The sequence below is a fragment of the Isoptericola dokdonensis DS-3 genome (assembly GCF_001636295.1).
Taxonomy (GTDB): Bacteria; Actinomycetota; Actinomycetes; order Actinomycetales; family Cellulomonadaceae; genus Isoptericola; species Isoptericola dokdonensis.
In genome coordinates this window covers 1,583,490-1,599,363 of sequence record NZ_CP014209.1, presented here as the reverse complement: position 1 = coordinate 1,599,363, position 15,874 = coordinate 1,583,490, and the positions used below count along the sequence as shown (strand labels likewise).

Genomic DNA, 15,874 nt, shown 5'->3' with positions numbered 1-15,874 from the left:
CCGCGAAGACCGTCCCGAGGAGACCACCACGATGTCTGCCGCCCCCTCCACCCCCGACGTCCAGCTCGCCGACGACACCCAGCGGCCCGTGCGCCGCGCCCTGCTGAGCGTCTACGACAAGACCGGCCTCGTCGAGCTCGCCACCGCCCTGCACGCCGCGGGCGTCGAGCTCGTCTCCACCGGCTCCACCGCGTCGCGCATCGCCGACGCGGGCGTGCCGGTCACGCCGGTGGAGGACCTCACCGGGTTCCCCGAGTGCCTGGAGGGGCGCGTCAAGACGCTGCACCCGCGCGTGCACGCCGGCATCCTCGCCGACACCCGCAAGGCGGACCACCTCGCCCAGCTCGCCGAGCTCGAGATCGACACGTTCGAGCTGGTCGTGGTGAACCTGTACCCGTTCGCCGCGACCGTCGCCTCGGGCGCCGCGCCGGACGCCGTCGTCGAGCAGATCGACATCGGCGGCCCCTCGATGGTGCGCGCCGCGGCGAAGAACCACCCGAGCGTCGCCGTCGTGGTCGACCCGGCCCGCTACGACGACGTCGTCGCCGCCGTCCAGGGCGGCGGGTTCACGTTCGCCGGGCGCAAGCGCCTCGCCGCCGCCGCGTTCGCGCACACCGCCCAGTACGACGTCGCCGTGGCCGCGTGGTTCGCGTCGGTGTACGCCCCCGACGCCGCCGCCGTCGAGTCGGGCCTGCCCGACGTCGCCGGTGCGGCCTACGAGCGCGCCGACGTGCTGCGCTACGGCGAGAACCCGCACCAGCGCGCCGCGCTCTACCGTGCCGTCGACGGTTCGACCGGTCTCGCCCAGGCCACGCAGCTGCACGGCAAGGCGATGAGCTACAACAACTACGTCGACGCCGACGCCGCCTGGCGCGCCGCCCACGACCACACCGAGCCCGCCGTCGCGATCATCAAGCACGTCAACCCGTGCGGCATCGCGGTGGGCGACGACGTCGCCCAGGCGCACGCCCGCGCGCACGCCACCGACCCGGTGTCGGCCTACGGCGGCGTCATCGCCACGAACCGGGTCGTGACGAAGGCCGCGGCCGAGCAGATCGCGCCCGTCTTCACCGAGGTCGTCGTGGCACCGGGCTTCGAGCCCGAGGCGCTCGAGGTCCTCCAGGCGAAGAAGAACATCCGCCTGCTCGTCATCGACGACGCCGAGGGCGGTACCGCCCCCGTGGAGACCCGCCCGGTCTCCGGCGGGCTGCTCGTCCAGGAGGTGGACCGCTTCCAGGCCGCCGGGGACGACCCCGCCGCGTGGACCCTCGCCGCGGGCGAGCCCGCCGACGACGCGACCCTCGCCGACCTCGCCTTCGCGTGGCGGGCCGTGCGCGCCGCCAAGTCGAACGCGATCCTGCTCGCCGCGGACGGCGCCGCCGTCGGCATCGGCATGGGTCAGGTCAACCGGGTCGACTCGTGCCGCCTGTCCGTCGAGCGCGCCAACACGCTCGCCGAGGGCGCCGAGCGCGCCCGCGGTGCCGTCGCCGCGTCGGACGCGTTCTTCCCGTTCGCCGACGGTCTCCAGGTGCTGCTCGACGCCGGTGTGCGCGCGGTCGTCCAGCCCGGCGGTTCCATCCGCGACGAGGAGGTCGTGGCGGCCGCCCAGGCCGCCGGCGTGACCATGTACCTCACCGGGACGCGCCACTTCGCGCACTGACGCAGCCCCCGGGGTCTGCAACGAGCGTGCGGACTTCGCACCCCATCGAGTCCGATGAGGTGCGAAGTCCGCACGCTCGTCGCGTCTCGAAGGTCGTCGCGTCTCGGAGGTCGGGGTGGCTCGGCAGCCCGGACGGGTCAGCCGGCGAGGGCGTCGCGCAGGCGCACGGCGGGGTCGGCCGCCCGGTCGAGGTCGACGACCAGCGGCGCGGGCCGGTTCATCGCCTTGCGCACCGGGCCCACCTCGCGCGGGGAGTCGACCAGCAGCACGGCGCGCACCGTCCCGGGGGCGCCGTCGTTCGGCGCGCCCGCACCGTCGCCCGGGACCGCTGCGTCGGGTCCGCCGTCGGGTGCGGTCCAGAACGCCGCCCACGGGCCGTCGCCGGGGACGCCGCGCAGCACCGTCGGGTCGCCCTGGGGGAGCCCGAACAGGGCCAGGTCGTGGCCGAGCTGGCGGGAGAACACGTACGGGGCGTGCGGGGGGCCGACGTCGAGGCCGAGCAGCGCCCGCACGGTGGCCTCGGGGTCGTGCAGCGCCGACGACCAGTGCCCGCCGGGCACCCGCCCGAGCACCGGGTGCGGCCGGGCCGCGACGTCACCGACGGCCCACAGCCCGGTCGCGCCGACGACGGCGCCGCCCGCGTCGACCCGGAGCGAGCCGACGGCGTCGAACACGTCGTGGGGCAGGGTGCTGCGCAGCCACTCGGTGGCGGGACGTGCGCCGACGGCGGCGAGGACGACGTCCGCGGGGACGACCTCCCCGGAGTCGAGGGTGACGCCGTCGGGGCGGACGCGGGTCGCGGGCGCGTCGAGGAGCAGCCGCACCCCGGCGTCCGCGAACCAGGGGGCGAGCAGCGCGCCGACGTGCGTCCCGAGCTGGCGCGCGAGGGGCGCGGGCCCGGCCTCGACGACGGTGACGTCCGCCCCGGCGCCGGCCGCGACCCCGGCCACCTCCGCCCCGACCCAGCCGGCCCCCACGACGACGAGCCGCGTGCCGGCGCGCAGGTCGCGGCGCAGCCGGTCGGCGTCCCCGGCGGTGTGCAGGACGTCCGCCCCCCAGCCGGGCGGCACGACGGGCCGGGAGCCGCAGGCGAGGACGACGGCGTCGGCGGCGAGCTCGTCGCCGGTGCGGGTGGTGACGGTGCCCGGCCGCCAGGCGACCGCCGGGTCGCCGAGCCGCACCTCGTCCGCGAGGGCTTCGACGTCGACGCCGAGGTCGTCGGCGAGCCACACGGGCTCCGGCCGGGTGAACAGGTCCTTGGACAGCGGCGGACGGTCGTAGGGTGCCACGCCCTCGTCACCGAGCAGGACGACCCGGCCGTCGTAGCCGTGCGTGCGCAGCGCCGCGACGGTCTGGGCGCCCGCGAGACCGGCGCCGACCACGACGACGGTGCGGGGGAGCGGGGGGAGGTCGACGGCAGGAGCCTGCGGGGTGCTCACGCCAGCGACCCTACCGGCCTGCCTCGCCGCCCGTCGTCGGCCGCGTGCCGGGTACGCTCGTCGTCGTGGTCCCCGACTCCCCGCAGCCCGCCGCCCCTCGCTGGCACGCCGTCGAGGTGCCGTCCGCGCCCGGCCGTGCGGCACCGAGCCCGGTGCCGGCGATCCTGGTGGCGCTGACCGGGATCCTGCTGTCGGTGGTCCTCGGGCTGACGGTGAGCGCGCAGGTCGGGTCGCTGACGATCGCCGCCACGCTCGCGGTGGCGGGAGCCTGGCGGGCCACCTCGCCGACGGGTCCGGCCGGGCTGGCGATCCGCAGCCGGGGGCTCGACGTCTTCCTGTGCTGGTCGGCCGCCACCGGCATCTCGGTGCTCGCGCTCACCGCGCCCGGCATCTGATCCTCGGCCCCGTCCGGGGACGCGCAGAGGCCCGCGAGCGGTGCTCGCGGGCCTCTGCGCGTCACGGCCCTGACGGGCTCGTCGTGCGGGTCAGGGCTTGGCGGGGGGCGTCACGTCGCCCTCGTCGCCCCGGGCCTCGACGTCGTCCGTGGCCGGCAGGACGGGCTCGTCGACCGGCTCGGCCACGACGGGCTCGTCCTCGACCGTCTCGACGACGACCTCTTCCTCGACGACCGGTGCGGTCTCCGCCTGGACGGCGGCCGCGGTGGCGGTGGCCGTCGCGGCGACGGTGGCCGCCTGCGCGGCGGCGGGCGCGGTGCCCGGCTGGGCGTCCCACGTCGGGTCCTCGATCGCCTGGACCGCGGGGACCGGGGCGAAGGCGCGGGCGAACAGGGCGGCGAGCGCGCCACCGAGGAGCGGCGCGACCACGAACAGCCAGTACTGCGAGCCGGCCGTGCCGGAGCCCCAGGCGTCCGGGGACACGAGGGAGGCGAAGGAGCGCGCCGGGTTGAACGACGTGTTGGTGACGAGCCACGACACGATGTGCAGCGCGCCGAGGGTCAGACCGATGACGACGGCCGGGTAGGCGATGCCGGCGCGCTGGTTGGTCACGCCGAGGATCACGCCGACGAAGACCGCGGCGATGAGGATCTCCACCACGAGGGCGGGGAGCAGGTCGAACGTGGCCTGGCCCTGGGAGACGGTGAACATCGGCGAGAGGTCGCCGTAGCCGTTCGCGGTGGCGGCCAGCACCTCACCGGCCGACGCCCGGCCGACGAGCGTGGCGTACGAGTCCGGGATGATGAGCAGCAGCAGGGCGCCGCAGGCGGCGGCGCCGACGAACTGGGCGACCCAGTACGGCACGAGGTCGGCCCAGCGGGCGCGGCCGGCCAGCGTGAGACCGAACGTCACGGCCGGGTTGAAGTGCCCGCCGGACAGGTGCCCGACGGCGGCGATCGCGGCCATCAGCGCGATGCCGCCCGCGAGGGCGACGGTGAGGATGGAGCCGCCGTTGGCGGCGTTGAAGGTCGCCGTCCCGACGATGCCGAGCACCAGCACGAAGGTGCCGAAGGCCTCGGCGGCCAGACGGGTGAACAGGCGGGGCGGTGTCGGCGTCTCGACCTCGACGTCGGTCACGGTGTGCTCGGCCATGGGTGGTCCTTTGCTGGTCGTCGGTGAAGGTCAGGGGCGCCGGCTTGGCGCGCGGCGGCGATGCTGGCACCGGTTCCTGTGACTCACCTGTATGCCGGGCATCACGTCGGGATGTGACCCCTGCACCGTATCGTGCGGCACCCCTGCACGCCCGCGACCTGGCCGTGGGGGCCCCGAACGGGCCCGGTCGGGGCCGTCCGGCGCCCGTGCGCGACGTCTTCGTGGCCGGATCTGGCCGGGTCGGGGTGACTGTGCCCGCCGGGTGCGCCAGAGTAGGGCCATGACTGCTCCCGTGAACGTCACCGTGACCGGCGCTGCCGGTCAGATCGGGTACGCGCTGCTGTTCCGCATCGCCTCCGGCGCCATGCTGGGGCCCGACACCCCGGTGCGGTTGCGGCTCCTCGAGATCCCGCAGGCCGTCAAGGCGGCGGAGGGCACCGCGATGGAGCTCGACGACTGCGCCTTCCCGCTGCTGGCGGGCGTCGACGTCGAGGACGACGCCGCGCGCGCCTTCGACGGCACGAACGTCGCGCTGCTCGTCGGGGCGCGGCCCCGCGGGCCGGGGATGGAGCGCGGCGACCTGCTGGAGGCCAACGGCGGGATCTTCGGCCCCCAGGGCCGGGCGATCAACGCCCACGCGGCCGGCGACGTCCGCGTCCTGGTCGTGGGCAACCCCGCCAACACCAACGCCCTCATCGCCGCGGCGCACGCCCCCGACGTCCCCGCCGAGCGGTTCACCGCGATGACCCGCCTCGACCACAACCGGGCGCTGTCCCAGGTGGCGCACAAGGCCGGGGTGCCCGTCTCCGAGGTGCGCCGGCTGGCGATCTGGGGCAACCACTCCGCGACGCAGTACCCCGACCTGTTCCACGCCGAGGTCGCCGGCGCCCCCGCGGGCGTCCTCACGGCGGACACGGCGTGGCTGAGCGACGAGTTCGTCCCGACGGTCGCCAAGCGCGGCGCGGCCATCATCGACGCCCGGGGGGCGTCGTCGGCGGCGTCCGCGGCGAACGCGGCCATCGACCACGTCCACGACTGGGTGCTCGGCACGCCGGAGGGCGACTGGACCAGCGCGGGCGTCGTCTCGACCGGCGAGTACGGCGTCCCCGAGGGCCTCGTGTGCTCGTTCCCCGTGACCTCGTCGGACGGGCGGTGGCATGTCGTGGAGGGCCTGGAGATCGACGACTTCTCCCGGGCGCGCATCGACGCCAGCGTGGCGGAGCTCGAGGCGGAGCGCGACACGGTGCGCGAGCTCGGCCTGGTCTGACCTCGGCCGGCCCGCTCGGGAGCCCGGAAAATCCGTCGAACGGTGTCGGTCCCGCGACGTATCGTCGACGGGCCATGATCGACGCACCCTCATCCCTCGACGCGCACCGCGCGGCGGACGCCGACCCGTCCGCCCGCCACGGTGCCGACCCTGCCCGCCGCCTCGACTGGCGGCGGCTGCGTGCCCCGCTGTCCGGGGTCGCCCTGTCCGCCCTCACCGTCGGCGCCGTCGGCGCCGCGCTCGGCACCGTCATCGCCGGCGGTCTCGCCGAGGACCCGACCCTGTCCACCCTGCTGCTGCTCGCGCTCTGCATCGTCGGGGCCGCGCTGCTCGACGCCGCCGGGCAGGTCGTGTGGGCGGGCGTCGTCGACCGCGCCGAGGGGAAGCTGCGGGGCGACCTGCTGACCGCGGCCCTGCACCAGCCGCTCGCCACGCTCACGGAGCAGGCGGTGGGCGAGGTCCTCGACCGGGTCGACGACGACACCCACGCCGTCGGCACGCTCGTGCGCCGCCAGCTGTGGGGCGCGGGCCGCACGCTCGTGGGCGTCGTGCCGATGTGGGTCGTGGCCGGCGTCACCTGGTGGCCCGCCTGGGTCCTGTTCCCGGCGCTGGCCGCGCTGGCCGCGCTGCTCGTGCGACCCATGCTGGGGGAGATCGCACGCCGCAAGGTGGTCGAGGAGGCCGCCTGGACCGACCACGCCGCCGCGTTCGAGGAGTCCGTGGCCGCTCGCGACGACCTGCGCACGAGCCTGGGCCAGGCGTTCGCGATCCGCCGCCTGGCGCAGCGTTCCGCCGACGTCCACGCCAAGTTCCGAGCGGTCGTGGCGGTGGAGACCCGAATGCTCCGCCGTGCCGGTCTCGTCCTGGCGAGCCTGCTGGCGGGCGTCGCGGTCGCCGGTGCCGCGCTCGCGGCCGAGGGCGACCTGCCGGTGGGGAACCTCGTCACCCTGTTCCTCGTCACGGCGCTGTTCGTCGGCCAGGTCGACACCCTCGTCCACCACCTGCCCGACATCCAGGAGGGTGTCGGTGCGCTGACGCGCCTGCGCCAGATGCTCGACATCGAGCCCGAGCCCGCCGGCGGCGACCGCGTGCCGGCCGGCCCGGTCGGCATCGAGGTGCGCGACCTGCACTTCTCCTACGCGGAGGGCACCTTCGCGCTGGCGGGGGTCGACCTGCGCGTTCCCGCCGGGCAGACGATCGCGCTGGTGGGCCGCACGGGGTCGGGCAAGTCGACCCTGGCGTCGCTGCTGTCCCGTGCGGTCGAGCCGGAGCGGGGCAGCGTGTTCGTCGGCGGCGCGGACGTGCGCGACCTGGACCTGCAGCACCTGCGGGCCGCGGTCGGCGTCGTCACGCAGCGCACCGAGATCCTGGCGGGCACGCTCGCGGAGAACGTCGCGCTGTTCGCGGACGTCCCCCGCTCGGACGTCGAGGCCGCGGTGCGCGAGCTCCGGCTCGACGACTGGGTCGCCGGGCTCCCCGACGGTCTCGACACGCTGCTCGGCCCCGGCGGGACCACGCTGTCCGCGGGCGAGGAGCAGCTCGTCGCGTTCGCGCGCCTCCTGGTCCGCGACGTCCAGGTGGTGGTGCTCGACGAGGCGACCGCCCGCATGGACCCGCTCACGGAGTCCCGCGTCGTCGCGGCGGCCGAGCGGCTCCTCACGGGTCGCACCGGCGTGCTCGTCGCGCACCGGCTGACCACCATCGAGCGGGCCGGCCTGGTCGCCGTGCTCGACCACGGCCGCGTCGTGCAGCAGGGGCCGCGCGCCCAGCTCGCCGGGGTCCCCGGGCGCTACCGCGACCTGCTGGAGGCGAGCGTCGCGCACGGCGGCGACGTCCTGGACGACGGCGCGGACGACGCCGCGGACGGGACGGACGCCGACGGCGACCTCGACGCCGCGACGACAGCCGGCCGCGAGGCGGAGCGCCGGGACGGCCCGGCCACGCCCGGCACCGAGGACGACGGCCGCCCGCAGGCGGTCGGCGGTCGCCGTCGGCGCGGCACCCCGCCGCCGCGCCGCGACCCGGGGGACGGCCCGAGCCTGGCCCGCGGTGTGCTGCACGCCCTGGTGGTCCGCCCGGCGTGGGGCGTGGTCGGGGGTCTGCTGTTCCTGGTGGCGAGCCTGGTGTCCGCGCAGGGCGCGATCACCGCCTACCTCTGGGGACGCGCCGTCGAGGACGTCGCCGACGGGTTCCCGACGGCCCTGCTCGTGACGTTCACCGTCCTGATCCTCGCCGCCCCCCTCGCCCTGGCGTACGCCATCTACCTCTACCCGCGCTGGTGGATCGAGGTGCTGCTGCGCGTGCGCATGGCGGTCATGGTCGGGCAGACCCGCCAGCAGCGGCTCGCGGCCACCCCGCCGGGGGAGATCGTGGCCCGCGCGATGGACGCCGACCGGTTCGTGCGGTACGCCGACCGCTGGGTCGACTTCGTCAACGGCCTCATCATCGCGGGCGTGACGGCGCTGATCAGCGGGTCGTGGCTCGCCGGTACGGTGCTGCTCGCGGTCATGGTGGTCTCGGCGGGCGCGTCGGCGCTCGGCCGCCCCATCGCGGGCCGCTCGGCCACGCAGTCGTCCGCCGCGCGCGCCCAGTTCGGGCGGGCGCTGGTCTCGGCGCTGGACTCGGCCCGCACCGTCAAGCTCGCGGCCCGGACGCCGCAGGTGCACGCGCACCTGCGCGAGGTGGACGGCGGGCGGGTGCAGGCCGCGGTGTTCGAGCACCGGGTGCAGGCCGCGCTCGACGGCGTGCCGCAGGTGATGATCCAGCTGGGCGTCGTCGCGGCGTGGGGCGGCCTGCTGGCCGGTGCCTGGGACCTCGCCACGGCGCTGCTCGTCGCGACGGCCGTGACCGGCTTCGGCTGGTTCGGCACGGTGGCGGGGGCGGTCGTCACGGAGGCGCCGGGCACGCGCTCCTGGCAGCAGGCGACCAGCCGCTTCGCCGGGGGTGCCGACCTGGTCGTGCTGCCCGACGGCGTCGACCTGCTGACGGGTGCCGCGCCGACGCCGGTCGCGGGGGAGCGACGCCCGTTGCAGCAGCTCGAGCTGGCAGGGATGTCCGCGGTGCACGACGACGGCACGATCGGCGTCTTGGACGTCGACCTGACGGTCCGCCGCGGCGAGCTCGTCCTGCTGCTCGGCCAGGTCGGGTCGGGCAAGTCGAGCATGCTGTCCGCGCTGGCGGGCCTGGTGCCGCACCGGGGCGCGCTGCGCTGGAACGGTGCCGACGTCACGGACACCGAGTCGTTCCTGCGCCCGGGCCAGGTGGCGTACGTGGCGCAGCTGCCGCGCGTGCTGTCCGGGACGTTCGCCGACAACGTGCGCCTCGACCACGAGCGTGAGGTGCACGGCCCGGTGGCGGCCGCCCGGCTGGAGCAGGACGTGTCGGAGGCGGGCGGCCACGACGCGCTCGTCGGGCACCGCGGGGTGCGGCTGTCGGGCGGCCAGGTGCAGCGCCTGGCGCTGGCGCGCGCCCTCGCGGCGGACGCCGAGCTGCTGCTCGCCGACGACGTGTCCAGCGCGCTGGACGCGGCGACGGAGATCGAGCTGTGGGCGGCGCTGCGCGAACGCGGCACCACGGTGGTCGGGGCGACGTCGAAGGGCGCGGCGCTCGCGCGGGCGGATCGTGTGGTGGTGCTGGTCGAGGGCGAGGTGGCCGAGGTCGGGCCATGGAGCGACCTGGCGCCCCGGTGGGGGCACCTGGCGGGCTGACCGCACCGACACCACCCGCCGCCGAGCATGCGATCGGGGCCCGTCCCACCCGGGGGACGGGCCCCGATCGCATGCTCGGCGGCCGTCAGGGCATGGTCGGCGCGGGGGCGTCGGCCCCGCCCGAGCAGGAGCCGAACCCTCCTTCGACCATTGCTGCAAGATTGCTGCAAGCGATACAGTCGGGCCGAGGTCGCGACGCGCGCCCCGGTCGACGAAGGAGTCCCCGCCATGGTCCGTCCCATCCCCCTGCCACGCTCGCGGGCGGTGGTCGCCGCGGTCGCGGCGCTCGCCGTCGCGGCGCCCGTCCTGGGCGGCGCCGTGGCGCTCACCGCCGTCCCCGCCCCCGCTGCCGCCGCGGAGCGGTCGGCCGCCCTGGTCGGGAGCCTGCAGTCCGAGCTCGGCTGCGCCGCCGACTGGGACCCGGCCTGTGCCGAGACCGAGCTCACCCCCGCCGGGGACGGCACGTTCGCGGCAGAGTTCGACCTCCCCGCGGGCACGTACGAGTACAAGGTCGCGCTCGACGACGCCTGGGACGAGTCCTACGGCCGGGACGGCACGGACGAGAACGCGCCCCTCGTGCTCGGCGGCGACACGCGGCTGCGCGTCACCTACGACGACACCACCCACCGGGTCGCGCTGACCCCGCTGGGGCTCGCCGGGGAGTACGACGCGGCGACCGACGCCGGGCTCGTGCTGCCGCCGGTGCGTCAGGCCGGCTCCGACGAGCGCTTCTACTTCGTCATGACCGACCGGTTCGCCAACGGCGATCCGTCCAACGACACGGGCGGCCTCGACGGCGACCGCCTCGACCACGGCTTCGACCCGACCGACAAGGGGTTCTACTCCGGCGGCGACATCGCCGGCATCCGCGAGCGCCTGGACTACGTCGAGGGCCTCGGCACGACGGCGATCTGGCTGACGCCGTCGTTCCTCAACCGACCGGTCCAGGGCACGGGCGCCGACGTCTCGGCCGGGTACCACGGCTACTGGATCACGGACTTCACGCGCATCGACCCGCACCTGGGGACGAACGAGGAGCTGCGCGGGCTGATCGACGACGCGCACGCCCGCGGCATCAAGGTGTACTTCGACATCATCACGAACCACACGGCCGACGTCGTCGACTACGCCGAGGGCGAGTACTCCTACGTCGACCAGGCGACGTCGCCGTACACCGACGCCGACGGCAACGTCTTCGACCCGGCGGACGTCGCGGGCTCGGCGGACTTCCCGGAGCTCGACGCCGCGACCTCGTTCCCGTACACGCCGGTGGTCGCCCCCGAGGACGCCGACGTGAAGGTCCCGGCGTGGCTCAACGACCCGACGCTCTACCACAACCGGGGCAACTCGACGTGGACGGGGGAGTCGGTGACCTACGGCGACTTCGACGGCCTGGACGACCTCATGACCGAGCACCCGACGGTGGTCGACGGGTTCGTGGACGTCTACTCCGACTGGATCGACCTCGGCATCGACGGCTTCCGCATCGACACGGTCAAGCACGTGAACCCCGAGTTCTGGGAGACCTGGACGACCGAGGTGATGGACTACGCCCACGCGCAGGGCAAGGACGAGTTCTTCATGTTCGGCGAGGTGTACGACGCCGACGCCGCGAAGACCGCCCCGTACGTGCGCGACACCGACATGAGCTCGGTGCTGGACTTCTCGTTCCAGGCGGCGGCGACGAGCTTCTCGAGCGGCAACAGCGCGCGGGGCCTGGCAACCCTGTTCGCGAGCGACGACCGCTACACGACCCCGACGACGTCGGCCGCGGCGCTGCCGACGTTCCTCGGCAACCACGACATGGGCCGGATCGGCTACCTGCTGTCCGGCACGGACGACCCGCTGGCCCGCGACGAGCTGGCGCACGAGCTGATGTACCTCACCCGCGGCCAGCCGGTCGTCTACTACGGCGACGAGCAGGGCTTCGCGGGCACGGGCGGCGACAAGGACGCCCGGCAGACCCTGTTCGCCACCCAGGTGACCGAGTACGCGGACCAGCCGCTGGTCACCGGCGAGCAGGCGGGCAGCGTGGACCGGTACGGCACGGACGCGCCGCTGTACGAGCACATCGCGGCGCTCGCGGCCCTGCGCGACGCACACCCGGCGCTCGCCACCGGTGCCCAGCTCGAGCGGTTCGTCGGCGACGACGCGAACGGCGGGCGCGGCTACTACGCGTTCAGCCGCGTCGACCGCGAGGAGAAGGTCGAGCACCTGGTGGCGGTGAACAACGCGGCCCAGGGCGCCGAGGCCACGTTCACCACCCTGACCCCGGGCGCCACCTACGAGGTGCTGTACGGCGGCACCGACGCCGTGAGCGCCGACGCCGACGGGCAGGTCACCCTGGCCGTCCCGGCGACCTCCGCCGTCGTGCTGCGCGCCGATCGCACCGTGGGCACGGACTCCGCCGGGACGATCACGCTCGACGTGCCCGCCCCCGGCGCGGCCGTGGACGGCAGCGCCCCCGTGCGCGCCACCGTCGACGACGACGCCTGGGCCGAGACCACGTTCGCGTGGCGCGAGGTCGGCACCGACGCGTGGCAGGTGCTCGGCACCGCCGAGGACACCACCCCGCGCGTCTTCCACGACGCCGGCGACCTGCCCGAGGGCACCCTGGTCGAGTACCGCGCCGTGACGGTGGACGCCGACGGCGACCATGCGGCCACCTCCACGTTCGCGTCCGTGGGGGTCGACGTCTCCGGCGTCGTGGGCGACGTCGAGCCCGAGCCCGAGATCGACATGGTCACCGTGCCCGGCAGCCACAACAACGAGATGGGCTGCGCGGGCGACTGGACCCCCGACTGCGACGGCGCCCGCCTCACGCAGCGCCCCGACGGCGTCTGGGCGGGCACGTTCGACCTGCCCGCCGGCACCTACGAGTACAAGGTCGCGGTCAACGGGTCGTGGACGCTCAACTACGGCGTCGGCGGCGTGCCGGACGGCGGCAACGCGACCTACACCCACGACGGCGGCGAGGTCACGTTCTTCTGGGACCCGGTGAGCAAGGACTTCTCGTCCACCGCCCAGGGGCCCGTGATCACCCTGCCCGGCTCCTACCAGGACCAGGTCGGCTGCCCCGCGGCGTGGTCGCCCGACTGCCTCGCCACCTGGGCCAAGGACCCCGACGGCGACGGCACGTACACGTGGTCGACCGACGACCTGGCCGACGGCGCCTACGAGGTCAAGGCCGCGCACGGGATGACGTGGGCCGAGAACTACGGGGTCGGCGGGGCGCCCGACGGCGCGAACTACTCCTTCTCCGTGAGCGAGGGTGAGACCGTGACGTTCTCCTACGACCTCGCGAGCCACGAGCTCACGATCGGCACCGAGGACCCGCCGCTCGCGGGCACCGGGCAGCAGGCCGCGCACTGGGTGCGCCAGGGGCTCCTCCTCGCGCCGGGCGACCTGGGCGCGGGGGACTGGACGCTCTGGACCGCGCCCGCCGGCGGCCTGGAGGTCACCGAGGGCGACGGCGGCCGCGAGGTCACCGGACCCGACGGGGGCGCGCTCCCCGACGGTGCGGCGTCCTACGCGCTCGAGCCCGGCGGTGACGTCCCCGACGACGTGTCGGCGGACTTCCCGGCGCTCGCGGACCACACGGCGCTCGTGCCGACGTCGGACGGGGAGCCGCTGGACCGGGCGACCGTCGAGGAGCTGCTCACCGGGCAGCTCCTGGTCACCCGCGCCGACGGCGACGCGCTCACCGCCGCGACCGGGGTGCAGATCCCGGGCGTCCTCGACGACCTGTACGCCGACGCCGCGGCCGACCGGGAGCTCGGCGTGACCGTGCACCCGAACGGGAGGTGGGCGTCGTTCGCGCTGTGGGCGCCCACGGCGCAGGACGTCGACCTGCTGGTGTGGCCGTCGAAGGCCTCCCTGGACGACGAGCCGCGCCGGTTCGACGCCACCCGCGGCGACGACGGCACGTGGACGCTGGACGGCAAGCAGGCCGACAAGAAGCTCGACTGGGTCGGGGCCCGGTACCGCTACGCGGTGCAGGTGTACGTCCCCGCCACGGGGCAGGTCGAGACGAACGTCGTCACCGACCCGTACTCGGTGGGCCTCACCACGGACTCGACCCGCTCGGTGGTCGTCGACCTCGACGACCGGGCGACGCAGCCGCTGCTGTGGCGCCTCGCGCCGCAGCCGGAGGTCCGCCCGGTCGACCAGACGATCTACGAGCTGCACGTGCGGGACTTCTCGGTGTCCGACGAGACGGTGCCGGCGAAGCTGCGCGGCACGTACGCGGCGTTCGGCGCGTTCTGGTCGGACGGCATGCGGCACCTGCGCTCGCTGGAGCGGGCCGGGCTGACGACCGTCCATCTGCTGCCGACGTTCGACATCGCGACGATCCCCGAGGACCCGGCCGACCAGGCCACCACGGGCGACCTGAGCGGGTTCGCGCCGGACTCGACCGAGCAGCAGGCCGCGGTGGCGCAGGTGCAGGGTTCCGACGCCTTCAACTGGGGCTACGACCCGTTCCACTTCTCGGTGCCGGAGGGCTCCTACGCCGTGCACCGCGAGGGCGCGGCCCGCGTGGCGGAGTTCCGCTCCATGGTGGGCTGGCTGCACACGTCGGGGCTGCAGGTGGTGCTCGACCAGGTGTTCAACCACACCGCGGCGAGCGGGCAGGGCGAGAAGTCGGTGCTGGACCGGGTGGTGCCGGGGTACTACCACCGGCTGAACCCGGTCACGGGTGCGGTGGAGACGAGCACCTGCTGCCAGAACGTCGCGACCGAGCACGCCATGGCGGAGCGGCTGATGGTCGACTCCGTGGTGACGTGGGCGCGCGACTACAAGGTCGACGGGTTCCGGTTCGACCTCATGGGGCACCACTCCCGCGACACCATGCTCGCCGTGCGCGAGGCGCTCGACGCGCTCACGCCGCGCGAGGACGGCGTCGACGGGTCGGCCGTGTACCTCTACGGCGAGGGGTGGAACTTCGGCGAGGTGGCCGACAACGCCCTGTTCACGCAGGCCACGCAGGGTCAGCTCGGCGGGACGGGGATCGGGACGTTCTCCGACCGGCTCCGCGACGCCGTGCACGGCGGGTCGCCGGTCGACGGCGCCTCGACGTTCACGCAGGGCTTCGGCACCGGCCTGTTCACCGACCCGAACGGGCGCGAGGCGCGCACGGGGGAGCCGGGCACCGTCAACGACGGCGGCGCGGACGAGGCGGCCGACCTCGCGCTCCAGACGGACCTGGTGCGGCTCGGGCTGGCCGGCAACCTGCGCGACTTCGCGTTCGTGACGGCCGACGGCGAGCTCACCCGCGGCGAGGACCTCGACTACCGGGGCTCCCCGGCCGGGTACGCGGACTCGCCCGAGGAGGTCGTCACGTACGTGGACGCCCACGACAACGAGACCCTGTTCGACCTGCTCGCCCTCAAGCTGCCCCAGGGCACCACGACGGCGGACCGGGTCCGGATGAACACGGTCTCGCTGGCCACGGCCGCCCTCGCGCAGACGCCGTCGTTCTGGCACGCGGGCACGGACCTGCTGCGCTCGAAGTCGCTGGACCGCAACTCCTACGACTCCGGCGACTGGTTCAACGCGATCGACTGGTCGGGGCAGGACAACGGCTTCGGCCGGGGGCTGCCGATGGCGGCGGACAACTCCGAGAAGTGGGACGTGATGCGGCCCCTGCTGACCGACCCGGCGCTCAAGCCGTCGCCCGCCGACATCGCGACGTCCGCCGACCGGGCGGCCGAGCTGCTGGAGCTGCGCTCCTCGACGCGGCTGTTCCGGCTGGGGTCGGCCGACGCGATCCGGCAGAAGGTGACGTTCCCGGGCTCCGGCCCGGACGCCGCGCCGGGCGTCATCGTCATGGCGGTCGACGACCGCCTCGGCAAGGACGCCGATCGTCGGCTCGACGGCCTGGTGACGGTGTTCAACGCGTCGCCGGAGCCGGTGACCGTCGAGGTGCCGGGCTGGGCCGGGCGCGACCTGCGGCTGTCGAAGGTCCAGGCGGACGGCGGTGACCGCGTGGTGAAGCAGACGCGCTGGGACCGCCGGGCCGGTGTGGTCACGGTGCCCGGGCGGACGGTGGCGGTGCTGGAGGAGCGGCAGCGCTGAGGCACCCGCACCGCGGGCAGGGCCCGGCGTCGGCGAAGGCCGTCGCCGGGCCCTGCGTCGTCCTCGGGTCGGTCGCCCGAGGCTCCTGCATTCGGGTCTCGAACGGAACGGACGGCCGGGCGAACGAGATCGGCCGACCCCGCCTGGCGCTCCGGTAGCCAGCAAACGTCAGGGTTTCG

At 75.1% G+C, this 15,874-nt stretch carries 7 protein-coding genes; 5 read left to right on the top strand and 2 right to left on the bottom strand.

Annotated features, from left to right (window positions below; genetic code table 11):
• Positions 1–31 precede the first annotated feature (31 nt).
• Positions 32–1,660: a bifunctional phosphoribosylaminoimidazolecarboxamide formyltransferase/IMP cyclohydrolase gene (gene purH, locus I598_RS07450; RefSeq protein WP_068202420.1), complete on the top strand. Its 1,629-nt coding sequence runs from the start codon at positions 32–34 to the stop codon at positions 1,658–1,660.
• A 137-nt stretch (positions 1,661–1,797) separates the two neighbouring features.
• On the opposite strand, the gene I598_RS07445 is transcribed toward purH, so the two are convergent.
• Entirely contained in the window at positions 1,798–3,099 is a 1,302-nt protein-coding gene (locus tag I598_RS07445; protein ID WP_068202419.1) for an NAD(P)/FAD-dependent oxidoreductase, read from the bottom strand.
• Between the two features lie 65 nt (positions 3,100–3,164).
• Between I598_RS07445 and I598_RS07440 the strand changes: the two genes are divergently transcribed.
• Entirely contained in the window at positions 3,165–3,494 is a 330-nt protein-coding gene (locus I598_RS07440) for a DUF3017 domain-containing protein (RefSeq protein WP_068205111.1), read from the top strand.
• Positions 3,495–3,584: 90 nt separating this feature from the next.
• On the opposite strand, the gene I598_RS07435 is transcribed toward I598_RS07440, so the two are convergent.
• Positions 3,585–4,646: an aquaporin gene (locus tag I598_RS07435; RefSeq protein ID WP_068202418.1), complete on the bottom strand. Its 1,062-nt coding sequence runs from the start codon at positions 4,644–4,646 to the stop codon at positions 3,585–3,587.
• A gap of 280 nt (positions 4,647–4,926) precedes the next feature.
• Between I598_RS07435 and I598_RS07430 the strand changes: the two genes are divergently transcribed.
• From I598_RS07430 to pulA, 3 genes are all read left to right on the top strand, one after another.
• Positions 4,927–5,913: a malate dehydrogenase gene (locus tag I598_RS07430; RefSeq protein ID WP_068202417.1), complete on the top strand. Its 987-nt coding sequence runs from the start codon at positions 4,927–4,929 to the stop codon at positions 5,911–5,913.
• Positions 5,914–5,987: 74 nt separating this feature from the next.
• Positions 5,988–9,620, top strand: a complete 3,633-nt coding sequence (locus I598_RS07425) for an ATP-binding cassette domain-containing protein (RefSeq protein ID WP_068202416.1) — start codon at positions 5,988–5,990, stop codon at positions 9,618–9,620.
• A 228-nt stretch (positions 9,621–9,848) separates the two neighbouring features.
• Positions 9,849–15,695, top strand: coding sequence for a pullulanase-type alpha-1,6-glucosidase (gene pulA / locus I598_RS07420; protein ID WP_068202415.1), 5,847 nt, complete (start codon positions 9,849–9,851; stop codon positions 15,693–15,695).
• The last annotated feature ends 179 nt before the right edge of the window (positions 15,696–15,874 follow it).